This window comes from Pseudomonas sp. RIT411 (assembly GCF_003057735.2).
GTDB lineage: Bacteria > Pseudomonadota > Gammaproteobacteria > Pseudomonadales > Pseudomonadaceae > Chryseomonas > Chryseomonas oryzihabitans.
Genome location: NZ_QBIZ02000010.1, coordinates 22,883 through 47,473 on the forward strand (window position 1 = coordinate 22,883; position 24,591 = coordinate 47,473).

General features: G+C 65.9%; 22 protein-coding genes. 12 read left to right on the plus strand and 10 right to left on the minus strand.

What is annotated here, in order from left to right; genetic code table 11:
• Positions 1 to 134: 134 nt before the first annotated feature.
• From ubiB to ubiE, 3 genes are read right to left on the minus strand one after another with little or no spacing between them, the layout of a single operon-like run.
• Positions 135 to 1,733: a ubiquinone biosynthesis regulatory protein kinase UbiB gene (gene ubiB, locus DBY63_RS15045; protein WP_108582361.1), complete on the minus strand. Its 1,599-nt coding sequence runs from the start codon at positions 1,731 to 1,733 to the stop codon at positions 135 to 137.
• Entirely contained in the window at positions 1,730 to 2,365 is a 636-nt protein-coding gene (locus DBY63_RS15050) for an SCP2 sterol-binding domain-containing protein (RefSeq protein ID WP_108582362.1), read from the minus strand. The genes ubiB and DBY63_RS15050 overlap by 4 nt, the downstream gene beginning before the upstream one ends.
• A complete protein-coding gene (gene ubiE / locus DBY63_RS15055; RefSeq protein WP_007161610.1) occupies positions 2,365 to 3,135 on the minus strand; it encodes a bifunctional demethylmenaquinone methyltransferase/2-methoxy-6-polyprenyl-1,4-benzoquinol methylase UbiE in 771 nt (256 codons plus the stop codon). The genes DBY63_RS15050 and ubiE overlap by 1 nt, the downstream gene beginning before the upstream one ends.
• Before the next feature lie 150 nt (positions 3,136 to 3,285).
• On the opposite strand from ubiE, the gene DBY63_RS15060 reads away from it, so the two are divergent.
• Positions 3,286 to 3,564 (plus strand): polyhydroxyalkanoic acid system family protein, encoded by a 279-nt coding sequence (locus DBY63_RS15060; protein ID WP_027598922.1) that lies wholly within the window; start codon positions 3,286 to 3,288, stop codon positions 3,562 to 3,564.
• 6 nt (positions 3,565 to 3,570) lie between these two features.
• Here DBY63_RS15060 and DBY63_RS15065 read toward each other — a convergent pair whose 3' ends face one another.
• From DBY63_RS15065 to DBY63_RS15090, 6 genes are all read right to left on the minus strand, one after another.
• Positions 3,571 to 3,942, minus strand: a complete 372-nt coding sequence (locus DBY63_RS15065) for a DUF971 domain-containing protein (protein ID WP_007161612.1) — start codon at positions 3,940 to 3,942, stop codon at positions 3,571 to 3,573.
• 144 nt (positions 3,943 to 4,086) lie between these two features.
• Positions 4,087 to 5,436 (minus strand): ATP-dependent protease ATPase subunit HslU, encoded by a 1,350-nt coding sequence (gene hslU / locus DBY63_RS15070; protein ID WP_042136625.1) that lies wholly within the window; start codon positions 5,434 to 5,436, stop codon positions 4,087 to 4,089.
• A gap of 19 nt (positions 5,437 to 5,455) precedes the next feature.
• Positions 5,456 to 5,989: an ATP-dependent protease subunit HslV gene (hslV, locus tag DBY63_RS15075; RefSeq protein WP_007161614.1), complete on the minus strand. Its 534-nt coding sequence runs from the start codon at positions 5,987 to 5,989 to the stop codon at positions 5,456 to 5,458.
• Positions 5,990 to 6,090: 101 nt separating this feature from the next.
• A complete protein-coding gene (locus DBY63_RS15080; RefSeq protein WP_007161615.1) occupies positions 6,091 to 6,831 on the minus strand; it encodes an SPOR domain-containing protein in 741 nt (246 codons plus the stop codon).
• 18 nt (positions 6,832 to 6,849) lie between these two features.
• On the minus strand, positions 6,850 to 8,607 hold the full coding sequence (gene argS / locus DBY63_RS15085; RefSeq protein WP_108582363.1) for an arginine--tRNA ligase: 1,758 nt from the start codon (positions 8,605 to 8,607) through the stop codon (positions 6,850 to 6,852).
• Positions 8,608 to 8,703: 96 nt separating this feature from the next.
• On the minus strand, positions 8,704 to 10,917 hold the full coding sequence (locus tag DBY63_RS15090; RefSeq protein WP_007161617.1) for a primosomal protein N': 2,214 nt from the start codon (positions 10,915 to 10,917) through the stop codon (positions 8,704 to 8,706).
• Positions 10,918 to 11,074: 157 nt separating this feature from the next.
• Here DBY63_RS15090 and rpmE point away from each other — a divergent pair, with 157 nt between their 5' ends.
• The 3 genes from rpmE (at position 11,075) to DBY63_RS15105 (ending at position 13,495) form a co-directional block, all read left to right on the plus strand.
• Complete coding sequence (gene rpmE / locus DBY63_RS15095) at positions 11,075 to 11,290, plus strand: 50S ribosomal protein L31 (RefSeq protein WP_007161618.1); 216 nt, start codon at positions 11,075 to 11,077, stop codon at positions 11,288 to 11,290.
• Positions 11,290 to 12,114: a thermonuclease family protein gene (locus DBY63_RS15100; protein ID WP_074584070.1), complete on the plus strand. Its 825-nt coding sequence runs from the start codon at positions 11,290 to 11,292 to the stop codon at positions 12,112 to 12,114. The genes rpmE and DBY63_RS15100 overlap by 1 nt, the downstream gene beginning before the upstream one ends.
• A 112-nt stretch (positions 12,115 to 12,226) precedes the next feature.
• Positions 12,227 to 13,495, plus strand: a complete 1,269-nt coding sequence (locus DBY63_RS15105) for a malic enzyme-like NAD(P)-binding protein (protein WP_027598917.1) — start codon at positions 12,227 to 12,229, stop codon at positions 13,493 to 13,495.
• A 53-nt stretch (positions 13,496 to 13,548) separates the two neighbouring features.
• Here the strand turns inward: DBY63_RS15105 and DBY63_RS15110 are convergent, their stop codons facing one another.
• Positions 13,549 to 15,969 (minus strand): penicillin-binding protein 1A, encoded by a 2,421-nt coding sequence (locus DBY63_RS15110; RefSeq protein WP_039976065.1) that lies wholly within the window; start codon positions 15,967 to 15,969, stop codon positions 13,549 to 13,551.
• Between the two features lie 167 nt (positions 15,970 to 16,136).
• Here DBY63_RS15110 and DBY63_RS15115 point away from each other — a divergent pair, with 167 nt between their 5' ends.
• Genes DBY63_RS15115 through DBY63_RS15150 form a run of 8 tightly spaced genes read left to right on the plus strand, consistent with a single transcriptional unit; the run spans position 16,137 to position 24,495 of the window.
• Entirely contained in the window at positions 16,137 to 17,201 is a 1,065-nt protein-coding gene (locus tag DBY63_RS15115) for a pilus assembly protein PilM (protein WP_027598915.1), read from the plus strand.
• Positions 17,202 to 17,792, plus strand: a complete 591-nt coding sequence (locus DBY63_RS15120) for a PilN domain-containing protein (RefSeq protein WP_108582365.1) — start codon at positions 17,202 to 17,204, stop codon at positions 17,790 to 17,792.
• Positions 17,789 to 18,442, plus strand: coding sequence for a type 4a pilus biogenesis protein PilO (gene pilO / locus DBY63_RS15125; protein ID WP_007161624.1), 654 nt, complete (start codon positions 17,789 to 17,791; stop codon positions 18,440 to 18,442). The genes DBY63_RS15120 and pilO overlap by 4 nt, the downstream gene beginning before the upstream one ends.
• On the plus strand, positions 18,439 to 18,957 hold the full coding sequence (locus tag DBY63_RS15130; protein WP_027602907.1) for a pilus assembly protein PilP: 519 nt from the start codon (positions 18,439 to 18,441) through the stop codon (positions 18,955 to 18,957). The genes pilO and DBY63_RS15130 overlap by 4 nt, the downstream gene beginning before the upstream one ends.
• An 18-nt stretch (positions 18,958 to 18,975) precedes the next feature.
• The gene (gene pilQ / locus DBY63_RS15135) at positions 18,976 to 21,207 is read left to right on the plus strand and encodes a type IV pilus secretin PilQ (protein ID WP_077173164.1); all 2,232 of its coding nucleotides are present in this window, start codon (positions 18,976 to 18,978) and stop codon (positions 21,205 to 21,207) included.
• Positions 21,208 to 21,212: 5 nt separating this feature from the next.
• Entirely contained in the window at positions 21,213 to 21,731 is a 519-nt protein-coding gene (gene aroK / locus DBY63_RS15140; protein WP_077173123.1) for a shikimate kinase AroK, read from the plus strand.
• 52 nt (positions 21,732 to 21,783) lie between these two features.
• On the plus strand, positions 21,784 to 22,878 hold the full coding sequence (gene aroB / locus DBY63_RS15145; protein WP_077173122.1) for a 3-dehydroquinate synthase: 1,095 nt from the start codon (positions 21,784 to 21,786) through the stop codon (positions 22,876 to 22,878).
• Between the two features lie 18 nt (positions 22,879 to 22,896).
• Positions 22,897 to 24,495, plus strand: coding sequence for an AAA family ATPase (locus DBY63_RS15150; protein ID WP_074584071.1), 1,599 nt, complete (start codon positions 22,897 to 22,899; stop codon positions 24,493 to 24,495).
• Positions 24,496 to 24,591 lie beyond the last annotated feature (96 nt).

A 24,591-nucleotide genomic window follows, 5' to 3' on the forward strand; every position in this document is an offset into this window, starting at 1 on the left:
GGTCTGTTCAGTACTACGAATTTAGGGTACCAGCCTCGCACAAGACGCGGCTCGAATACAGCGGCAGGGCACCAGTGGCTGAGGGCGTGTATTTCGCCCGATAAAAATGACAGGAAGGTTACAGCTTAAGGAGTTCAGCGCCTGATCACCAGAACCAGGCCGCCGACCAGCATGGCCCAGGCCGGCCAGGCATGGGCCTGGGGTTCGAGACCCAGCTGGGCGGCGCCCACCAGCAGCACCGCGCCTATGACGCGCACGATCCAGTCGTCGCGGCGATCCCCCCAGGGATTGGGCGGGTCCTTGCGGTGGGGCTGAGTGATGCGTTCCAGGGTGTCGCGGGCCATCTGCGCCAGATGCGGGATCTGCTCCAGTTGCTGCTGGATGTTGCGGGCGACCTGGGGCGGACTCAGCCGCTTGCGCATCCACTTTTCCAGATAGGGCTTGGCGGTGGACCAGAGGTCCAGGTCCGGATAGAGCTGGCGGCCCAGGCCTTCGATGTTGAGCAGGGTCTTCTGCAGCAGCACCAGCTGCGGCTGGATTTCCATGTTGAAGCGGCGTGCCACCTGGAACAGCCGCAGCAGCAGCTGGCCGAAGGAGATGTCCTTGAGCGGCTTCTCGAAGATGGGTTCGCAGACGGTGCGGATGGCCGCTTCCAGTTCGTTGACCTGGGTGTTGGCCGGCACCCAGCCGGAGTCGATGTGCAGCTGGGCGACCTTGCGGTAGTCGCGCTGGAAGAAGGCCCAGAGGTTGCGCGCCAGGTAGTCCTGGTCCTCGGGGGTCAGGCTGCCGATGATGCCGCAGTCCACGGCGATGTAGAGCGGATCCCACGGCTTGGCGGTGCTGACGAAGATGTTGCCCGGGTGCATGTCGGCATGGAAGAAGCTGTCGCGGAACACCTGGGTGAAGAAGATCTCCACGCCGCGTTCGGCCAGCAGCTTGAAGTCGGTGCCCTGGTCGCGCAGCGCGGCCAGGTCGGTCACCGGGATGCCGTAGATGCGCTCCATGACCAGCACCCGCTCGCGGCACCAGTCCCAGTACACCTGGGGCACATAGAGGCGCTCGGAGCCGTCGAAATTGCGTCTGAGCTGGCTGGAGTTGGCGGCTTCGCGCAGGAGGTCCAGTTCGTCGTAGATGGTCTTCTCGTAGTCGCTGACCACATCCATCGGGTGCAGGCGGCGGGCTTCGGCGGACAGCCGCTCGGCCATGCGCGCAAGCAGGAACAGCCAGGCGATGTCCTGGCTGATGATGCCCTTCAGGCCGGGCCGTACCACCTTGACCACCACCTCTTCGCCGGTACGCAGCTGGGCGGCATGCACCTGGGCCACCGAGGCCGAGGCCAGCGGCTGGTGGTCGAAACGGGCGAAGGCCTGCTTGATGGGGACGCCGAGTTGCGACTCGATGAGCGCCACGGCCTTTTCCGGTGGAAAGGGCGGGACCTTGTCCTGCAGGAACATCAGTTCGTCGGCGATATCCTCGGGCATGAGGTCGCGACGGGTGGAGAGGATCTGGCCGAACTTGACGAACACCGGGCCCAGGCCTTCCAGCGCCAGGCGCAGGCGGGCGCCGCGCGGCAGGGTCTTGCTCGGCCGCGGCAGCCAGCGCCAGGGCAGCACATAGCGGGTGGCGCGCAGGTACCAGGGCAGCGGCAGGGCGTAGACGATGTCGTCCAGCCGATAGCGGATCACCACGAAGAAGATCCGCAACAGGCGGTTGAGGGCAGCGAACAGCTTCATTCGTCGGGGTTATCCCTGGCGTTGCGGGCGGCGCCCAGGCGGGCGAGACGGGCGTCGAGACGATCCACGTCCAGGCGCAGGGCATCGATCTCGGCGAAGCGGGCCTCGCCTTCCAGGCGGCCGACCAGCTGACGACTCTCTTCGTTCAGCCAGTTGGACAGCGTCAGCTGCAGACTGTCACGACTCTGTTCGCCAAGGGCCTGGCCACGCCGGGTCAGATCGCCGAGCAGCGCCGCGGGCAGCGGGCCGAGCCAGCGACTGACCTCGTGCTGCCAGTCCAGCTCCAGCTTCTGCAGGATATCGGACAGCTCGATCAGCAGGGTGCTGTCGCCTTCCAGGCGGACGTCCGGCTGGTGCAGCACCCGCTGCTTGTCGCGGGCCAGGGCCAGCTCGGCCAGGCGCGTCGCCGGGGCGCTCAGGGTGCAGTCGATGTCGCCCTCGTGATGGGCGGCGAAGTGCAGGCCGTCACCCGCGGGCAGGATGTAGAGGCGCAACGCCGGTTGCCGGGTCTGGACCGCGATCACCCGGCCGGTCAGGCCGGCCAGTCGCGGCAGCGCCACCGGATCCAGCGCCAGCAGCGGATTCAGGCCACGCTCCAGCGCGGCCAGCAACGCCTGGGTGACGAGGGCCATCAGGGCTTGATGCCGCGGTGCAGGGCGACCACGCCGCCGGTCATGTTGTGGAAGGTCACCCGGGCGAAGCCGGTCTCTTCCATCATGGCCTTGAGGGTCTGCTGGTCGGGGTGCATGCGGATGGATTCGGCCAGGTAGCGATAGCTGTCGGCGTCACCGGCCACCAGCTTGCCCATCAGCGGCAGGAAGCCGAAGGAGTAGGCGTCATAGGCCTTGGACACCAGCGGATTGGTGGGCTTGGAGAATTCCAGCACCAGCAGCCGGCCGCCGGGCTTGAGCACGCGCAGCATGGAGGCCAGCGCCTGGTCCTTGTGGGTGACGTTGCGCAGACCGAAGGCGATGGTGATGCAGTCGAAGTGGTTGTCGGGGAAGGGCAGCTTCTCGGCATCGGCCTGGACGAAGCGCACGTTGCTGGCGACGCCTTCGTCGAGCAGGCGGTCGCGTCCGACCCTGAGCATGGAATCGTTGATGTCGGCCAGGACCACCTCGCCGGTGGGGCCGACCAGGCGGGCGAACTGCTTGGTCAGGTCGCCGGTACCGCCGGCGATGTCCAGCACCCGGTTGCCGCGGCGCACGCCGGAGAGTTCGATGGTGAATCTCTTCCACAGCCGGTGGATGCCCGCCGACATCAGGTCGTTCATCACATCGTACTTGGCCGCGACCGAATGGAAGACTTCCGCGACCTTGTAAGCCTTCTGGCTCTCCGGAACGCTCTGGTAGCCGAAGTGGGTCTGGGATTCGGCCTCGGGGCCTTTGCGCGGATCGCTCATGGGGCTACACCTGGGACAGGGACAAGAGGGCATTCTAGCAGGGGGATCGCCCGGCTTGCCTGGCTAAAACCTGGCTGACCGCTCGGTTCTCGCGATTGGCGAGGTGCCGGGCCCTCGCTATAGTCAGGGACCCTTATCCGGAGTTCCCCGATGTCCCAGATCACCATCGAACGCAGCCATTCGCTCGGCCTGGAAAGCGTTCGCCAGAAGACCGACCAGCTGGCGGAAAAACTCACGCGCGACTATGGGGTGGCCTGCGCCTGGGAAGGCGATACCCTGAAGTTCACGCGCAGCGGCGTGGATGGGCGGATCGAGGTCGGTGAGGACCGGGTGCGGGTGCTGGCGACCCTGGGCATGATGTTCTCGATGCTCAGTGGCCAGATCGAGAAGGAAATCGAGCGCAAGCTGGACAAGGCCCTGGCGGCCTGAGTCCGCTCAGAGCATCAGCTTGACCGCGCTGACATGCGGGTCCCGCGTCTTGCCGGCGCGGGCCAGTTGTTCCAGGTAGTCGGCCCAGAGCGCGTCGCGGCGACTGCCCAGTTCATAGAGATAGTCCCAGCTGAACAGGCCGCTGTCGTGGCCGTCGTCGAAGGTCAGCTTGATGGCATAGCGCCCGGCCGGTTCGACGGCGCTGATGCCGACCTGCTGCTTGCCCCACTGCAATACCGGATTGCCGTGTCCCTGAACCTCGGCCGAGGGCGAATGCACGCGCAGGAATTCGGCGGGCAGCTCGAAGGTTTCCGCGCCATAGCTGACGCTGAGGGTCTTCGAAGCCTTGTGGAGCTGGATGGCGGTGGGAGTACGCATGGTGAGGTTCTCTGAGCGGTTTTGCAGTCTTTGCCTGAGGCCATCGCGGCCATGGCGGTCCGCCGATGCGGCCGCTCCTACAGGGTTCGATGTCTCCTGTAGGAGCGGCCGATGGCCGAGATCACGAATGCACCAAACCTACCGTTACAGTATATAGCGCGACAGGTCTTCGTCCTGGGCCAGTTCGCCCAGGTGGCCGTTCACATAGGCCGCGTCGATGACGATGGGCTCGCCATTCTGCTGGCCGGCGAGGTCGGCGGCGCTGAAGGACACCTCTTCCAGCAGGCGTTCCAGCAGGGTATGCAGGCGCCGGGCACCGATGTTCTCGGTCTTCTCGTTGACCTGCCAGGCGATCTCGGCGATGCGGGTGATGCCGTCGGCGGCGAATTCCACCAGCAGCCCCTCGGTCTTGAGCAGTTCGCGATACTGCTCGGTGAGCGAGGCGTGCGGCTCGGTGAGGATGCGCTCGAAGTCCTGCGGGGTCAGCGCCTTGAGCTCGACGCGGATCGGCAGACGACCCTGCAGCTCCGGCACCAGATCGCTGGGCTTGGACAGGTGGAAGGCGCCCGAGGCGATGAACAGGATATGGTCGGTCTTGACCATGCCCAGCTTGGTGTTGACGGTGCAGCCCTCGATCAGCGGCAGCAGGTCGCGCTGCACGCCTTCGCGGGACACATCGGCACCGCTGGTGTTGCCGCGCTTGGCGACCTTGTCGATCTCGTCGATGAAGACGATGCCGTGCTGTTCGACGGCTTCCAGGGCGCGGCCCTTGAGTTCTTCTTCGTTGACCAGACGGGCGGCTTCCTCGTCACGCACCAGCTTGAGCGCTTCCTTGACCTTGAGCTTGCGCTGCTTGGTCTTGCCCTTGTGCATGCCGGCGAAGAGATTCTGCAGCTGGCTGGTCATCTCCTCCATGCCGGGCGGGGTCATGATCTCGACGCCGGCAGGGGCATCGGCCACCTCGATGTCGATTTCCTTGTCGTCCAGCTGGCCTTCGCGCAGGCGCTTGCGGAACAGCTGGCGGGTGTTGCTATCGGTCGACGCCGGCTGGGGTTCGTTGCTGAAGCCTACCGAGGGACGCGCCGGCGGCAGCAGGGCATCGAGGATGCGCTCTTCGGCGGCGTCTTCGGCGCGATGGCGGTTACGCACCATCTCCTGCTCGCGCAGCATCTTCACCGCGGCATCGGCGAGGTCACGGATGATGGACTCGACGTCGCGGCCGACATAGCCGACCTCGGTGAACTTGGTCGCTTCCACCTTGAGGAAGGGCGCATTGGCCAGCTTGGCCAGGCGGCGGGCGATTTCGGTCTTGCCCACACCCGTGGGGCCGATCATCAGGATGTTTTTGGGCGTGACCTCGGGGCGCAGCTCGACCGGCAGCTGCATGCGCCGCCAGCGGTTGCGCAGGGCGATGGCCACGGCGCGCTTGGCGTCGTCCTGGCCGATGATGTGGCGATTGAGTTCGTGGACGATCTCGCGGGGGGTCATGGACATGGGCAGTCTCTAAACCGGATCACGCCTGGGGCGCGTCCAGCTCCTCGATAGTCAGGTTGCGGTTGGTGAACACGCAGATGTCACCGGCGATATTCAGGGCGGTCTCGGCGATCTCGCGCGCACCCAGGTCGGTGTGCATGAGCAGGGCGCGGGCGGCGGCCTGGGCATAGGCGCCACCGGAACCCATGGCGATCAGGCCTTCTTCGGGCTCCACCACGTCGCCATTGCCGGTGATGATCAGGGAAGCGTCCTTGTTGGCGACCGCCAGCATGGCTTCCAGGCGGCGCAGGGCGCGGTCGGTGCGCCAGTCCTTGGCCAGCTCGACGGCGGCCCGGACCAGGTGGCCCTGGTGCTTCTCGAGTTGCGCCTCGAAGCGCTCGAAGAGGGTAAAGGCGTCGGCGGTACCGCCGGCGAAACCGGCCAGCACCTCGCCCCGGTACAGCCGCCGGACTTTCTTGGCGTTGCCTTTCATGACGGTATTGCCCAGGGAAACCTGGCCGTCGCCGCCGATCACGACCTTGCCGTTGCGGCGTACAGAAACGATGGTGGTCAAGGGAATCTCTCCGCGTTGCTTGGGGCAGTCAGCCCCGGTTACGCGGAGATATGGGGATGGCCGCGACGCCCTTCAAGCGCCGCGGCGAGGGATTGCTCCGATCAGTGACCGCGTCGCTGTTGCAGCAACAGATTCTTGAAGCCGCTGCCGGCGAGCTGTTTCTGCGCCTGGGTCAGCTGGTCGCGATCGCTGTAGGGACCGACCAGTACCCGGTACCAGGTGTCGTCCTTGACCTTGCCCGACTCCACCCGCACGTCCTGGCCAAGCATGATGATCTGGGCGCGGACCCGGTCGGCATCGGCCTGGGTGCGGAAGGACCCGGCCTGGAGGAAGAACAGCGTCACCGGCGGCTGGGCCTTGGTGGTGGCTTCCTTGGGCGGCGTGGCGGCCGGCTGGCCCGGTGTGGTCGCGGGCGTGGCCGGTGTCGCCGTGGCCGCCTGGCCGGGTTGCGCCGGGGTCGCGGCGGCATCCGGCTTGGCCGGGGTGGCCGGCTTGGCGGCCGGATTGCGCGGCACGGCATCCGGCGGCACGATCACCTCGGATTCCGGCAGCAGGGTATAGAAATCGTACTTGGGCTTGATCGGCGTGGGCGGCGTGCCCTCGGTCTTGCCAGCGGCGGTCGCGGCTGGCTTGCCGTTGCCCGCCGCGGCGGCCGGGCGACCCTCTTCCGGCTTGGCGCGCTGCACCGCCTTGTTGCCCGGTTCGAGCTTCATCAGGAACACCACGAAGGCCCCGATGGCCAGACCCGACGCGAGCCAGACCCAGCCGGGCAGGGGCTGTTTCTTGGGAGCCGAGGTGTTGCGACTGGCGCCGCGCTTGGGTGGGGCTTTCTTGGTGGCCATCAGGCGGTGATCCGTCTCTTACATGCGTTCCAGGGTGTGCAGACCGAGCAGTTCCAGACCCTGCTTGAGGGTGCGCCCGGTCAGGGCGGCCAGCCGCAGGCGGCTCTGGCGCAGGACGGCGTCCTCGGCGGTCAGGATCGGGCAATTCTCGTAGAAGCTGGAGAACAGGCCGGCCAGGTCATAGAGGTAGCTGCACAGCAGGTGCGGGGTGCCCTTGTCGGCAACGCTGGCGAGGATCTCGCCGAATTGCGCCAGACGCCCGCCGAGGTCCTGCTCCTGGGGCGCGTCCAGGCGGATGCTGCCGGCGGGGTCGTTCTGCTCGGCCTTGCGCAACACGCTGGCGACGCGGGTGTAGGCATACAGCAGATAGGGCGCGGTGTTGCCCTCGAAGCTGAGCATCTGTTCGAAGTTGAAGCTGTAGTCGCTGGTACGGTGCTTGGACAGGTCGGCGTACTTGACCGAGGCGATGCCCACCACGCGGCCGATGTGGCGCAATTCGTCCTCGCTGAAGGGCGCTTCGCCACGCTCGGCGCGACCGGCATTGCGCTCCTTGACCAGTTGGTAGGCGCGTTCCTCGGCTTCGTCGAGCAGGTCGACCAGCTTGACGGTGCCACCGTCGCGGGTCTTGAACGGACGGCCGTCGGCGCCGTTCATGGTGCCGAAGCCCATGTGCTCGAGGTCCATGGCCGCATCGACGAAACCGGCGCGGCGCGCCACCTCGAAGGCCATCTGGAAGTGCAGGGCCTGGCGCTGATCGACGAAGTAGAGCGCACGATCGGCGTGCAGCTGGCGGCTGCGATAGCGCATGGCGGCCAGGTCGGTGGTGGAATAGAGATAGCCACCGCCGGCCTTCTGTACGATCACCGGCAGCGGATTGCCCTCGGCGTTCTTGAATTCGTCGAGGAAGACGCAACGGGCGCCGTCGCTCTCGGTGAGCAGACCGGCGGCGTCCAGATCGGCCACCACCTGGGCCAGGTCGTCGTTGTAGGCGCTCTCGCCCTTGACGTCGGCCGGGGTCAGCTTGACGTTGAGGCGATCGTAGACCTCCTGGCAGTGGGACAGGGAGACGGCATTGAATCGCTCCCAGAGCCGCAGGCAGTGGGCATCGCCCGCCTGCAGCGCCACCACCAGTTCGCGGGCGCGGGCGGCGAATTCCGGCGAGGCGTCGAAGCGGCCCTTGGCGGCGCGATAGAACACCTCGAGATCGGCCAGCTCGCCTTCGGCGGCCTGGGGCTGCTCTTCCATGTAGGCCAGCAGCATGCCGAACTGGGTACCCCAGTCACCCACGTGGTTCTGGCGGATCACCTCGTCGCCGAGGAATTCCAGCACCCGCGCCACGGCATCACCAATGATGGTGGATCTCAGGTGACCGACGTGCATCTCCTTGGCCAGGTTCGGCGAGGAGAGGTCCACCACCACGCGCTGACGCGGCTCGTGGCTGGGCACGCCCAGGTGCGGATCGGCGAAGGCCGCATCCAGCCGCGCGGCCAGTTGCGCATGATTCTGGAAGAAGTTGAGAAAGCCGGGGCCGGCGATCTCCACCTTGCTCACCGCCGGATCGGCGGGCAGGGCGGCCAGCAGCTTCTCGGCCAGGTCACGAGGCTTGGCCCGGGCCGGTTTGGCCAGCAGCAGGGCGACGTTGCTGGCGAAATCGCCGTGGCTCTTGTCCTTGGTGTTCTCGACCTGGATGGCCGGGGCCACGTCGGCCGGCAGGGTGCCGTCGGCGATCAGGCGGTCGAGGGCGTGCTGGATGAGCTGGCGGATGCTGTCTTTCATGGTCTTTGGCCTTCGGCGTGCGCCGAGCGCGCACTGCGATGAAAACCCGGCATTATCCGTGGCGAGCCCGGCCTTGCCAATGGTAAGCCTATGCCACTAGAAGAGATCGATGGGATCCACATCCAGCGACCAGCGCACCTGGCGGGCTTCGGGCAGGCTTTCCAGCTGGACGACCCAGATGCCCAGCAGCCGGTGCAGGGGCGCGCGACTGCTGCTCTGCAGCAGCAACTGGGCCCGATGGCGACCGGCGCGTCTTTCCATTGGCGCCGGTACCGGACCGAGCAACTCCACCTGGGGCAGGGCGAGATTGACCGCCAGGCCCTCGGCGACGTGATAGGCCGCCTCGAGAAAATTCTCCACCTGATCCTGGCGATGGGCGTCGGCTCGCAGCAGCGCCAGATAGGCGAAGGGCGGCAGGCCGGCGGCGCGGCGTTCCTGCAGGGCCTGGCGGGCAAAGGCCGGATAGCCTTCCTCGGCCAGTTGCACCATGAGCGGATGATCGGCCAGATGGGTCTGGATCAGCACCTGGCCCGGTTCCTCGGCGCGCCCGGCACGGCCAGCCACCTGGACGATCTGCTGGGCCATGCGCTCGCTGGCGCGGAAGTCGGCGGAAAACAGCCCGCTGTCGGCGTCCAGCACGGCGACCAGGGTCACCTTGGGAAAGTGGTGCCCCTTTGCGAGCATCTGGGTGCCGACCAGGATGCAGGGCGCGCCGCTGTGGATGGTTCTCAGCAGCTTGCCCAGGGCGTCCTTGCGCGCCGTGGTGTCGCGGTCGATGCGCAGCACCGGGACGTCCGGGAACAGCAGCTGCAGGCGTTCCTCGGCGCGTTCGGTGCCGGCACCCACCGGACGCAGGTCGAGCTTGCCGCAGGAGGGGCAGTGGCGCGGGGGCGTCTGGCGCTGATCGCAATGGTGGCAGCGCAACTCGCCGGAGCCGCGGTGATAGGTCATGCGGGCGTCGCAGCGCGGGCATTGGGCCAGCCAGCCGCAATCGTGGCAGAGCAGGGTGGGGGCGAAGCCGCGACGATTGAGGAACACCAGCACCTGCTGGCCGCGTTCCAGGGTAGCGCCCATGGCCTTGAGCAGCGGTTGGGACAGGCCGCTGTCCAGGGGGCGACTGCGCACGTCCAGGCGCTCGAAGCGCGGCGGCTGGGCGCCACCGGCGCGGAGTGACAGACGCAGATGGGCGTAACGCCCCTGCTCGGCGTTGTGCAGGCTTTCCAGCGAGGGCGTGGCCGAACCCAGCACCACCGGTAGATTCTCGAAGCGCGCGCGGACCACCGCCAGGTCGCGGGCGTGGTACCTCAGGCCTTCCTGCTGTTTATAGGAGGCGTCGTGTTCTTCGTCGACGATGATCAGCCCGGGGTGCTTGAGCGGGGTGAACAGCGCCGAGCGGGTGCCCACCACGATGTCCAGTTCGCCATCGCGGGCGGCCAGCCAGATGTCCATGCGCTCGCGATCGGTCAGCGCCGAATGCAGCAGGGCGATGCGCGCATTGAAGCGCTGTTCGAACCGACCCAGGGTCTGGGGCCCCAGGTTGATCTCGGGGATCAGCAGCAGGGCCTGACGTCCCGCTTCCAGGGTGGCGCGGATCAGCTGCAGATAGACCTCGGTCTTGCCGCTGCCGGTCACCCCTTCCAGCAGATAACAGTGGAAGCCGCTGCCGGCGCGGACCGCTTCGTAGGCCAGGCGCTGCTCGCCGTTGAGCGGCAGCTCGGCCTGGGCGAGCCAGGCGCCCTGGTGCCGATGCGGCTGGTGATAGCGGGTCTCCACCTGGACCAGGCCCTTGGCCTGCAGGAGGTCGAGGCTGTCCTTGACCAGGCCGAGCTGGCCGAGCAATTCGTGCAGCACGCCATGGGGATGCTGGCGCAGGGTCTTGAGCGCCTCGCGCTGGCGCGGCGCCCGGGCCAGGCGCGGATCTTCCGGGCGGGCTTCGGGTTGGGCGATCCAGAAGCGCTGCAGCCTTCGCTCCGCCGGTTCTCCCTGACGCAAAAGGGCAGGAAGTGCCCAGCTCAGGGTGTCGCCGAGGCTGTGCTGATAGTACTGGGCGGACCACTGGCAGAGTTCGAACAGCGCGCTCGGCAGTGGCGGACGCTCGTCGAGCAACTGCAGCGCCTTGCGCAGCTTGTCCGGCGGCACCTCGGTCTCCTGGGCGACCTCGATCAGGACCCCGATCACCTCGCGGCGGCCAAAGGGCACCCGCAGCCGCACGCCCGGGCGCAACTGCTCCTCGACCGCTCCCTTGGGCGGCAGATAGTCGAACAGGCGGCGCAGCGGGGAGGGCAGCGCCAGGCGCAGGATCAGGGGCACGGCAGGGCTCGCAGGAGGAAAGCCCGATGGTAGCAGACGGGCGGTTTGGGGGCTGCTTGCACCTCTTAGCTGCTCTGGTATGATTTGCAGCCCAAATCTGTGCGGTATCCGGCAATGGCGCCGGGTGGCGGCACAGCTAGACCCCGAGGATAGCCCCATGAAAGCTGATATCCATCCGCAGTACGATGCCATCGAAGCCACCTGCAGCTGCGGCAACGTCATCAAGACCCGCTCGACCCTGAGCAAGAACATTCACCTGGACGTCTGCTCCGAATGCCACCCGTTCTACACCGGCAAGCAGAAGGTCCTGGACGCTGGCGGCCGTATCGACCGCTTCAAGCAGCGCTTCGGCGTGTTCGGCAGCAGCAAGTAATGCGCTGCCGTCGACCATCTCCGCATGGTTCGACACTGAAGAAGGCGTCCCTCTGGGGCGCCTTTTTCGTTTCTGGCCTGACCGGCGCGCCCGCGGCCCTGGCGGCGGCGTGCCCGCTGCTGCCTGGTAGCCAGGAGGTGATGGTCCGGCAGGTGGTGGATGGCGATACCCTGCGCCTGGTCGACGGCCGCTCGGTCCGGCTGATAGGCGTCAATGCGCCCGAGCTGGGCAAGTCCGGCGGTACCGCCCAGCCCTATGCCGAGGCGGCGCGCCGGCGCCTGCAGGAACTGGTCGCGGCCAGCGACGAGCGCCTGCGGCTGGTGCCGGGTAGCGAGGCGACCGACCATTACGGCCGCACCCTGGCACATCTCTATGATCGCGAGGGCGACAATCTTGAAGCCCGGTTGATCGCCGAGGGTCTCGGCTATGCCGTCGCCATCGCGCCCAATATCCGGCTGGCCGATTGTCAGGCCGCCGCGCAAAGCCAGGCGCGCCGGGCGCGTCTCGGGGTCTGGAAGCAGGAGCCGACCCCCGCCACCCGGATCGCGGAAGGCGGTTTCGCCGTGGTGCAGGGGCGTCTGCTGGACGTCGAACGCAATCGCGGCGGCCTCTGGCTGCAGTTCGAAGGCGATCTGGTGGTCAATGTCCCCGAGCGCTTCGTCGAGGCCTTCGACGGCGTGCCGCTGCATCAATGGATCGGCCGCCAGCTCGAGGCGCGGGGCTGGATTTCCGATCGCAGCCGGCGCCAGGAAGCGGGGCGCGCCCGCTGGCAGATGACCTTGAGCGATCCGCACATGCTGGGTTTGCAGGTTGAATCGTTTTAGCCGAAAGTCGTATTGCGATTGATTTCAGGCATATGGCCGATTGCTTGTGGCACCTTGAGTCTTTGCGTATTCTCGCCCGACCCAAGACCCACACCACGCGGATATACCAATAATGTCTGATCTCAAAACCGCTGCCCTCGAATACCACGCCCAGCCGCGCCCCGGCAAACTCAGCGTCGAGCTGACCAAGCCCACCGCGACCGCCCGCGACCTGTCCCTGGCCTACAGCCCCGGCGTCGCCGAACCGGTCCGCGAGATCGGTCGCGATCCCGAACTGGCCTACCGCTACACCGGCAAGGGCAACCTGGTCGCCGTGATCTCCGACGGTACCGCCATCCTCGGCCTGGGCAACCTCGGCCCGCTGGCCTCCAAGCCGGTGATGGAAGGCAAGGGTGTGCTGTTCAAGCGCTTCGCCGGTGTGGACGTCTTCGACATCGAGGTGGACGCCGAGAGCCCCCAGGCCTTCATCGACACCGTCAAGCGCATCTCCATCACCTTCGGTGGCATCAACCTGGAAGACATCAAGGCGCCCGAGTGCTTCGAGATCGAGCGCGCCCTGATCGAGCAGTGCGACATCCCGGTGTTCCACGATGACCAGCACGGCACCGCCATCGTCACCGCCGCCGGCATGCTCAACGCCCTGGAAATCGCCGGCAAGCGCCTGGAAGACGCCAAGATCGTCTGCCTGGGTGCCGGTGCCGCCGCCATCTCCTGCATGCGCCTCCTGGCCAGCATGGGCGCCAAGGTCGAGAACATCTACATGATCGACCGTCAGGGCGTGGTCCACAGCGGCCGCAACGACCTGAACCAGTACAAGGCGGCCTTCGCCACCGAGACCAGCAAGCGCACCCTGGACGATGCTCTCGAGGGCGCCGACGTCTTCGTCGGTCTGTCCGGCCCGAACTTGCTGTCGGCCGAAGGCCTCAAGCGCATGGCGGCCAACCCCATCGTCTTCGCCTGCTCCAACCCGGATCCGGAAATCACCCCCGAGCTGGCCCACGCCACCCGCGACGACGTGATCATGGCCACCGGTCGTTCCGACTACCCGAACCAGGTCAACAACGTCCTCGGCTTCCCCTTCATCTTCCGCGGTGCCCTGGACGTCCGCGCCCGGGTCATCAACGAAGAGATGAAGATCGCCGCCGCCCTGGCCCTGCGTGACCTGGCCAAGCTGCCGGTGCCCAAGGAAGTCTGCGAAGCCTACAAGGTCGACAGCCTGAGCTTCGGCCGCGAGTACATCATTCCCAAGCCGATGGATGCGCGCCTGATCACCCTGGTATCCGATGCCGTGGCCAAGGCCGCCATCGAGACCGGCGTGGCCACGCTGCCCTATCCGGCGAACTATCCGCTGAAGTCGGTGGATGACGTCTTCGCCAAATAAGGCCCGAAGCAATAAAAAACCCCGCCGTGGCGGGGTTTTTTATTGGCTGGAGATCAGAAGATGTCCATGGGCACGGTTTCGCTGGAGGGCAGCGGCGTGCCGGGCGCCACGCCAGGCGGCAGCTCGTCCAGGCTCGGCGGGGTGTCCTCGCTCTTGAACAGCTCGAAGTAGGCGTTGGGCGTGCCGGGCGGCGCGGCGCGACCGGTGGTGGGGTCCACGCGGATGGAAACGATGCCTTCCGGTTCCTTGAGCTGATGCGGCGGCTTGTCCTTGAGCGCCGCGCCCATGTAGCTCATCCAGATCGGCAGGGCCACGGTGCCACCGAATTCCTGGCGACCCAGGGTCTCGGGCTGATCGAAGCCGGCCCAGACCGTGGTCACGTAGTCACCGTTGTAGCCGGAGAACCAGGTGTCCTTGGATTCGTTGGTGGTACCGGTCTTGCCGGCCAGGTCGTTGCGACCCAGTTCCAGCGCCTTGCGCCCGGTGCCGCGCTTGATCACGTCCTGCAGCATGCTGTTCATGATGAAGGCGTTGCGCGGGTCGATGACCTGGGGCGCGAACACCGGCGCCGGATTGGCCGGATCGGCCGCGGCGGTATCGGCTGCCGGCGTGACCTCGACGCCGGGTGCGGCCTTGGCCTGCACCTGCTGGGGCACCCGCGGCGCGGCAGTGCGATAGACCACCTTGCCGTCGCGATCGGTCACGTGATCGACCACGTAGGGGGTCACCTTGTACCCCTCGTTGGCGAACACCGACCAGCCGGTGGCGACTTCCAGCGGCGTCAGGCCCGGGGTACCGAGGGCCAGGGACAGGTTGCGCGGCAACTGGTCGCGCTCGAAGCCGAAGCGACTGACGTAGTCCAGCGCATAGTCGATGCCGATGGCCTGCAGCACCCGGATGGACACCAGGTTGCGCGAGCGATACAGCGCCTCGCGCAGACGGATAGGGCCGAGGAAGGTGTTGTTGTCGTTCTTTGGTCGCCAGGCTTCGTCGGGATTCTCGTCCATGAAGACGATGGGCGCATCGTTGACCAGGCTGGCGGCAGTGAAGCCCTTTTCCAGGGCCGCGCTATAGATGAACGGCTTGAAGCTGGAGCCGGGCTGGCGGCGGGCCTGGGTCGCGCGGTTGTAGTTGCTCTGCTCGAAGGAGAAACCGCCGATCAGGGCGCGGATGGCGCCATCCTGGGGGTCGAGGGAGACCAGGGCGCTCTGCGCCTTGGGGATCTGCGAGAACTTCAGGCTGCCATCGTCCTGGCGCTGCACCCGGATCAGGTCGCCGACCTTGACCACGTCGGCCGGACCGTTCGGCCGCGGCCCCAGGCTGTTGGCGCTGAGGTAGGGGCGGGCCCACTTCATCGAATCCCAGGAGACTGCCTCTTCCTTGCCCTCGCGGGTCAGGACCAGGATGCCGCTCTTTTCCACCTGGGTGACGATGGCCGGATCCTGGCCGCCGACGATGCGCTGCTTCTGGATCAGTGCGGTCCACTCGGCCCGGCTGCGGTTGGGCCACTGGGCCTCGGGTCCGCGGTAGCCATGGCGGCGGTCGTAGTCTGTCAGGCCGTCGCGCACGGCCTCGAAGGCGTCTGTCTGCAGCCGGCTGTCGATGGTGGTATAGACCTGGTAGCCATCGGTATAGGCGTCACCGCCATAGCGGCCGACCATTTCCGCCCGCGCCATCTCGGCGATGTAGGGGGCGTTGAGCTCGGGAATGGCGACATGGTGATAGGCCTCGAGCGGCTCGGCGATGCCGGCCTGGTAGGCCGCCTGATCGATATAACCGAGCTTGAACATGCGTTCGAGAATCCAATTGCGTCTTTCCAGGCTACGCTCAGGATTAGCGACCGGGTTGTAACGCGACGGCGCCTTGGGCAGACCGGCGATCATTGCCATCTGGGCAACGGTCAGGTCCTTGATGGACTTGCCATAGTAGACCTGGGCGGCGGCCTCGATACCGTAGGCGCGGTTGCCCAGGTAGATCTTGTTGACGTAGAGCTCGAGGATCTCGTCTTTGGTCAGTTGGCGCTCGATTTGCAGCGCCAGGAGGATCTCGGTGAATTTGCGCGAGAAGCTGCGTTCGCTGGTCAGGAAGTAGTTCTTGGCGACCTGCATGGTGATGGTGCTGCCGCCGGTCTGGATGTGTCCGGTCTTGACCAGCTGGCTCACCGCTCGCGCCAGGCTTTTCACATCCACGCCATAGTGATTGGCGAAGTTGTCATCCTCGGCGGAGAGCAGGGCATGGATGAAATCGGGCGGTATCTCGTTGAACCGCAGAGGCGAGCGGCGCATTTCACCGAATTCGGCGATGAGCTTGCCGTCCGCGCTGTACACCCGCAGAGGGATCTGCAGTTGCACGTTTCGCAGGGCGTCGATGGAGGGCAGGCTGGGGCTGAGGTAGAGGAAGGCACCGCTGAGACCCAGCAAAAGGCTGCAGACCAGGGCGACCAACGACCACCAGAAAAATTTCAGAACACGCATCAAGAGACTTTTCGAATGGAAAGAAGGAAAGGGCGACAGGTGAGGGTCAGCCTACACGGCGTCGCCATTATAGGCGCGTTTGGCGGTTGGCCGCTATTTGCTCGGGTGTCAAGTCTGTTATCTAATGCCCGTCCGCGGAAGACCACCGTCGCTCATAGGGAACTGATGTGCTAGGGCTATTCAGAAAGAAGGCGAATACGCTGCTGGGTATCGACGTCAGTTCGACATCCGTGAAACTCATCGAGTTGAGCCGTGCAGGCGGGCGCTACCGGGTGGAGGCCTATGCGGTCGAACCCCTGCCGGCCAATGCCGTGGTCGAGAAGAACATCGCCGAACTCGAAGGCGTGGGCCTGGCCATCGGCCGGGTGCTGGTCAAGGCGCGCACCTCCGCGCGCAGCGCTGCCGTGGCCGTCTCCGGCTCGGCGGTGATCGCCAAGACCATCGAGATGGACGCCGGTCTGACCGACGACGAGCTGGAAAACCAGATCAAGCTGGAAGCCGACCAGTACATTCCCTATCCGCTGGACGAGGTCGCCATCGATTTCGAGGTGCAGGGGCCGTCGCCGCGCAACGCCGAGCGCGTCGAGGTGCTGCTGGCCGCCTGCCGGAAGGAAAACGTCGAGGTCCGCGAAGCGGCCCTGGCGCTGGCCGGCGTCTCGGCCAAGGTGGTCGACGTCGAGGCCTATGCCCTGGAGCGCGCCTATCAGCTGCTGGCCAATCAGCTCGGTGGCCACGTCGACGACCTGACCGTGGCGGTGGTCGACATCGGCGCCACCATGACCACCCTGAGCGTGCTGCACAACGGCAAGACCATCTACACCCGCGAACAGCTGTTTGGCGGTCGCCAGCTCACCGAAGAGATCCAGCGTCGCTATGGCCTGTCGGTGGAAGAGGCCGGTCTGGCCAAGAAGCAGGGCGGGCTGCCGGACGACTACCAGAGCGAGGTGCTGACGCCCTTCCGCGAGGCGGTGGTGCAACAGGTGGCGCGTTCGCTGCAGTTCTTTTTCGCCGCCGGGCAATACAATGATGTGGACTACATCTTGCTTGCTGGAGGAACCGCGTCAATTTCCGGACTCGACCGTTTGATCCAGCAGAAAATCGGCACCCCCACGGTCCTGGCCAATCCCTTCGCCGACATGACCGTCAGCAACAAGGTCAACGCGGCGGCCCTGGCGGGTGACGCCCCGGCGCTGATGATCGCCTGCGGCCTGGCCATGAGGAGTTTCGACTAGATGGCCCGCATCAACCTCTTGCCCTGGCGGGAGCAGCTGCGCGAAGAAAGGCGCAAGCAGTTCCTGGTGATCCTGGGTGGCATCTTCGTGCTCTCCTGTGGCGCCGTGTTTCTCGGCGACCAGTACCTGTCCGGCGAGATCGCCCGCCAGGAGGCGCGCAATGCCTTCATCCAGCAGAACATCGCCCAGCTGGACGTGCGCATCAAGGAGATCAGCGAACTCAAGACCCGTCGTCAGCAACTGCTGGCGCGGATGAAGATCATCCAGGACCTGCAGGGCAACCGCCCAGTCATCGGCCATGTCTTCGATCAACTGGTGCGGACGCTGCCGGACGGCGTCTATTTCCGCGAGCTGAAGATGCAGGGTGACACCCTGTCGATCAGCGGCGAGGCGGAGTCCAACAACCGGGTCTCCAACCTGATGCGTAACCTGGATGCCTCGGACTGGTTCGCCTCGCCTACGCTAATCGAGGTGAAGGCCACCACCGCGGGTGCGGTGGACCAGGCCAACACCTTCCAGCTCACCGTCAAGCAGACCCAGCCCGGCGCCCCCGCTGCGCCGGCCCCGCTCGCCCAGGGAGGCAAACCATGAGTCTCGCCGATTCCCTGGCCAGCCTGCGCAAGGTCGACATCAACGACCTCAACCTCGAGAATCTGGGTTCCTGGCCCAAGCCGGTAAAAGTCATCGCCTGCCTGCTGATCGTGCTGGTGGTGCTGCTGCTCGGCTATCAGTTCCACCTCAGCGACATGCAGGCCCAGCTGGACAGCCAGCGCAACCAGGAAGAGACGCTCAAGCAGCAATACGCCAGCAAGGCCTTCCAGGCCGCCAATCTGGATGCCTACAAGCAGCAGATGGTGGAGATGGAGGAGTCCTTCGGTGCCCTGCTGCGGCAACTGCCCGGCGATACCGAGGTGCCGGCGCTACTGGAAGACATCACCCGCACCGGTCTCGGCAGCGGCCTGGAATTCGAGCAGATCAAGCTGCTGCCCGAGGTCACCCAGCAGTTCTATGTCGAGTTGCCGATCCAGATCACCGTGGTGGGCAGCTATCATGACTTGGCGACTTTCGTCAGCAGCGTGTCCAGCCTGCCGCGCATCGTCACCCTGCACGACTTCGACCTCAAGCCGGTGGACGACAGAAACGCCAATGGCGGCGGCACGGTCTCCGGAGGCGGCGGCAAGTTGCGCATGAATGTCCTGGCCAAGACCTATCGCTACAACGACAAGGGGCTCGGCAAATGAGGACGCCCCTGTTGTTATGCCTGCTGACCGGCGTGCTGGTCGGCTGCGGTTCCAGCGATACCAGCGATCTGCAGGCCTTCATGGACGAAACCCGCGCCAAGCCGCGTGGTTCCATCGAGCCGCTGCCGCAGTTTCGCGCCTACGAACCCTTCACCTATGCGGCTTCGGCCCTGCGCAGCCCCTTCCAGGCACCGGTACGCATCGATCCCACGGTGCGCCAGCGCGGAACCGGCAACATCAAGCCGGACGTGAATCGGCCCAAGCAGTTTCTCGAAGGCTTCAACATCGAGACCTTCAGCATGGTCGGCATCCTGGCCAATGCCAGTGGCCGCTATGCGCTGGTCAACGGCGCCGGGGGCGTGCATCGCGTCAAGGTGGGCGACTACCTGGGACGCAATGACGGGCGCATCACCAAGATTACCGATGGCGAGATCGACGTGATCGAAATCGTCCCGGATGGCGAGGGTGGCTGGCTGGAACGGCCGCGCACCATCACCTTGAAGGAAAAGACTTAAATGGGCGGGGCGAGCACTGTGAACACTACTATCGCGGGACGACTGGGGCTGGGCCTGGCCCTGCTGCTGAGCAGCCTGGCCTGCCAGGCTCTGGCAGCCGATCTGCAGGCCTTGAACGTCGCCTCCCTGCCCGGGGATCGCATCGAACTCAAGCTGACCTTCGATCAGCCGGTGCCGGTGCCCAAGGGCTACACCATCGAGCAGCCGGCGCGCATCGCCCTGGACCTGCCCGGCGTCGCCAACAAGCTCGGTACCAAGAGTCGTGAGCTGGGCAATGGCAATGCCCGCAGCGTGACGGTGGTCGAGGCAGGCAACCGCACCCGCCTGATCATCAACCTCACCAATCTGGCCAGCTATGACACCCGGGCCGACGGTCGCAACCTGTTCGTCACCATCGGGGGCACCGCCGGTCGCCAGACCGCCAGCGCCCAGGCCAACCTGACGCCCAACCTGCCGCGCGCCGCTGCGCCGACCACCGTGACCGCGCCGTCGTCCGCTCCCTTGCCCGGCGCGATCGCCCGCACGCCGCTGCCGCCGACCCAGGCCACCTCTACCGTGGCGGCCATGACCGCGCCGCGGCCGCAATTGCGCGGCAAGGCGATCCGCCATATCGATTTCCAGCGTGGGCCCCAGGGCGAGGGCAACGTGGTCATCGACCTGAGCGAGACCGGCATCAATCCGGACATCCAGGAGCAGGGCGGCAAGATTCGCCTGACCTTTGCCGGTACCCAGCTGCCTGAAGAGCTGCGGGTACGGCTGGACGTCAAGGATTTCGCCACCCCGGTGCAGTTCGTCAACGCCTCCGCTGACAGCGGCGGGGCGTCCATCGTCATCGAGCCGACCGGTACCTACGACTACCTGGCCTACCAGACCAACAACCGTCTGACCCTGAGCGTCAAGCCGCTCACCACCGAGGAAAAGGAAAAGCGCGCAGCCGATCGCTTCACCTATACCGGCGAGAAGCTGTCGCTGAACTTCCAGGACATCGATGTCCGCTCGGTGCTGCAGCTGATCGCCGACTTCACCAATCTCAACCTGGTGGCGAGCGACACCGTGCAGGGCAACATCACCCTGCGCCTGCAGAACGTGCCCTGGGACCAGGCGCTGGATCTGATCCTCAAGACCAAGGGGCTGGACAAGCGCCAGATCGGCAACGTGCTGCTGGTGGCCCCGGCCGACGAGATCGCCGCCCGCGAACGTCAGGAGCTGGAGTCCCAGAAGCAGATCCAGCAATTGGCCCCCTTGCGTCGCGACCTGATCCAGGTTAACTACGCCAAGGCCGCCGACATCGCCAAGCTGTTCCAGTCGGTGACCAGTGCCGACAAGACCGCTGACGAGCGTGGCTCCATCTCGGTGGACGAGCGCACCAACAGCATCATCGCCTACCAGACGCAGAGTCGCCTGGATGAACTGCGCCGCATCGTCTCGCAGCTGGACATCCCGGTGCGCCAGGTAATGATCGAGGCGCGCCTGGTGGAGGCCAACGTCGACTACAGCAAGCAGCTGGGCGTGCGCTGGGGCGGTAACGCCAGTTCGGGCAACTTCGCGGTCTATGGCAAGGACGGCGCCACCACGGTCGACCCCACTACCGGTCAGGCCTTCCTGCCGGGTACCAGTACCGTGGGTAACTTCACCTCGACCAACGGCGTCGCGCCCACGCCTTTCGTCGACATGGGCGTTTCCGGCAGCACCTCGGGCATCGGCATCGGCTTCATGGTCGGTGGCAAGATGCTTGATCTGCAGCTGTCTGCTCTACAGGCTAGTGGAAATGGCGAAATTATCTCTCAGCCCAAGGTGGTGACCTCGGACAAGGAGACCGCCAAGATCCTGCGCGGTACCGAGATCCCCTACCAGGAAGCCAGCTCCAGTGGTGCCACCAGCACCAGCTTCAAGCAGGCCGCCCTGTCGCTGGAGGTCACGCCGCAAATTACCCCGGACAATCGCATCATCATGGAAGTCAAAGTGAATAAGGATGCGCCAGACTACAACCGAGTGTTAAACGGTGTTCCGCCGATCAGTAAAAACGAAGTTAATGCCAAGGTGCTGGTGTCCGATGGCGAGACCATCGTCTTAGGTGGTGTTTTCTCTAACAGTCAAACTCGCTCTACTGAGAAGGTCCCTCTGCTGGGCGACATCCCCTATGTCGGCCGACTGTTCCGCCGGGATTCGGTCACCGACAGCAAAGTCGAGCTGCTGATCTTCCTCACGCCGCGTATCATGAACAACCAGGCGATAGCGGTTGGTCGATGACATAAGTGCGTAATCTGTTTCTCGTAGGACCGATGGGCTCGGGCAAGAGCACCATCGGCCGGCTCCTGGCGAAGGAATTGCGGCTGCCGTTCAAGGATTCCGACAAGGTAATCGAAGAACGTACCGGTGCCGACATCCCCTGGATCTTCGATGTGGAAGGCGAGCAGGGCTTTCGCGAGCGCGAACGCGCCGCGATCGCCGAGCTGTGTGCGGAAAACGGCCTGGTGATGGCCACCGGCGGTGGCGCCGTGTTGCGCGAGGACAATCGCCAGGCGCTCAAGCGCGGTGGGCGGGTCATCTATCTGCATGCCTCCATCGAGCAGCAGATCGAGCGCACCTCCCGCGATCGCAATCGCCCGCTCCTGCAGACCGCCGATCCCGCGGCGGTGCTGCGCACTCTCATGGCCATGCGCGATCCGCTGTATCGCGAGATCGCCGACATCATCATCGATACCGACGAGCGGCCGCCCCGGCTGGTCGTACTGCAGATACTCGACCGTCTGAAAGCCCTGGCGCCGCATTAAAGCCGTCGACGTTCTGCGCTATGCTAGGCGCCCTTTGAATCAAGGTGACGGCATGCGGACTCTTCACGTCGAGCTCGGTGAGCGCAGCTACCCGATCTACATCGGCCAGGGCCTTCTGGATCAGCCGGAATGCTTCCTGCCCCATCTCGCCGGGCGCAAGGTGGCGATCGTCACCAACGAAACCATCGCGCCGCTCTATCTGGAGCGCCTGCTGCGCACCCTGGGCGATCGCCAGGTCAGCTCGATCGTGCTGCCCGATGGCGAGGCGCACAAGAACTGGGAAACCCTGCAGCTGATCTTCGACGGTCTGCTGCAGGATCGTCATGATCGCAAGACCACCCTCATCGCCCTCGGTGGCGGGGTGATCGGCGACATGGGCGGGTTCGCCGCGGCCTGCTATCAGCGCGGGGTGGACTTCATCCAGGTGCCGACCACGCTGCTGTCCCAGGTCGATTCCTCGGTGGGCGGCAAGACCGGCATCAACCACCCACTGGGCAAGAACATGATCGGCGCCTTCTACCAGCCCAAGGCCGTGGTCATCGACACCGCCAGCCTGGCGACCCTGCCGGCGCGTGAACTGTCGGCGGGTCTGGCCGAGGTCATCAAGTACGGCCTGATCTGCGACGAGTCCTTCCTTGGCTGGCTCGAAGAGCATGTCGAGGCGCTGCTGGCACTGGACCAGCAGGCCCTCACCGAAGCCATCGAGCGCTCCTGCGCGGCCAAGGCCCAAGTGGTCGGCAGCGACGAGCGCGAGTCGGGCCTGCGGGCCATCCTCAACCTGGGGCATACCTTCGGCCACGCCATCGAGACCCACCAGGGCTATGGCGTCTGGCTGCACGGCGAAGCGGTTTCCGCCGGCATGGTCATGGCGCTGCAGATGTCCCTGCTGCTGGGCTGGCTCACGGCCGCCCAGCGCGACCGCGCCCTGCGCCTGCTGGTCCGGGCCGGGCTTCCCGTGGTACCGCCGGCCGACATGCAGCCGGCCGATTTCGAACGCCTCATGGCGGTGGACAAGAAGGTCCTGGATGGACAACTCCGGCTGGTACTGCTCAGTGATTTGGGCCAGGCCGTGGTGACCGCCGACTTCGCCCGCGACATTCTCGAGCAGACGCTGCGTACCGATTACCAAGCGCTGACCGCCCAGTAAGGAGAACAAGAGAGTCCCATGTCCAATCTGCACGCCGACGAAGCCTTCCTCGGTCACTATCAGTTCACTCACGACCCGTTCGCCGCCCGCGTTCCCGGTTTCAAATTCTTTCCGGCGCAGCGCAAGCCGGTGCTGGGTCAGTTGCATCACCTGGCCCGCTACAGCCAGTTGTTGCTGGTGGTCAGCGGTCCCGAGGGCAGCGGCAAGACGCTGCTGCGCCAGGCGCTGGCGGCCAGCACCAAGAAGGAAGCCGTGCACTGCGTGGTGATTTCCGCGCAGAACGGCGGCGACGCCCGCACCGTGCTGGCCCAGGTCGCCAAGGGCGTGGGCGCCGACAGCCAGACGCCGGCGGCCATTCTCGCGCAGGCGGCGGAAGTGCGCCTGGCGGGGCAGGAGGTCTACATCCTGGTGGATGACGCCGAGGCGCTGGCCACCCCCGCCCTGGAAGCCCTGCTGGAGCTGGCCGGTGGCGGCGAAAAGGAGCGTCTGCACGTCTTCCTGTTCGGCGAGGCGGAAGTGGTGATGCGCCTGGAGGACATCGCCCAGGGCGAAGAGCGCTATCACGCCATCGAATTGCTGCCCTACAGCGAAAGCGAGGCCGAGGAATATCTCGCCCAGCGCCTGGAGGGTGCCGGTCAGGGGCTGGAGATCTTTACCGACGAGCAACTCGCGACCATTCACCAGCGCTCCGGTGGCTGGCCCGGTCGGCTCAACGAGGAAGCCCGGGATGTCCTGGTGGCCGGCATGACCGCCCGGCGCAAGAAGGCCGCTGCTCCGGCGAAGGGCTCGCGCAATCTGCTGGCGGCGCTGCCGCGCAAGCATCTGGTCATTCTCGGGGTGGTGGTGCTGGCAGTCGGCGCCGCGGCGCTGTCGCTCAAGGGCGGCAAGAGCGAAACCCCGGCGACCGGCACGGCCGGGCAGGACCTGCCCATGGGCGGCCAGAACACCGCGTCCGTCGGCAAAGACGCCCAGGGGGCGCCCATCCAGTTCGATGGCTCTTCCAAGCCGCTACCCCTGCCGCTGGTGGGCGAGTCGCAGCCGGTCATCCGCGAACCCCTGGCGGAAGCGGCGGGAGGGCGTCAGGCTGGTACCGCTGCTGGCAACGACATGGGTGCGGGTGGCGTACCGCCCACCGTGACCACCGACGCCCCGCCCATCAGTGACGAGGACGAACTGCCCAGCCGGACACCGACACGCACGCCAGCGCCCAGCGCGCCGGCAGTGGCCGCTCCGGCGCCCCGGCATACCGCACCTGCGCCGACCCCCGCGCCGGCACCGGCCAAGCCGGCCCCGGCTGCTGCCCCTGCGCACACCGGTGGCGCTGCGGCGGGCTGGTACGGCAGTCAGGCGGGCAGCAAGTACGCCTTGCAGGTGGTGGGCACCAGCACCGAAAAGGCTGCGCAGGACTTCATCGCCGCCCAGGCCGACAGTGGCAACTTCCGCTATTTCAAGAAGAGCTACCAGGGCAAGGCGCTCTATGTGGTGACCTACGGCAACTTCGCCAATCGGGCGGCGGCCGAGGCGGCGGTCAAGCAGCTGCCGGCCAAGGTACAGGCCAGCAAGCCCTGGCCGCGGACCTTCGCCAGCATCCAGCAGGACATCGCCACCAGTCGCTGATTCTTGCCTGGCACGAAAAGAAAGCCCCGGCGCTATCACGAGAGTGACGCCGGGGCTTTCTGTTTTGCGTCATCGAATTTTCATCAGGTGTCATCA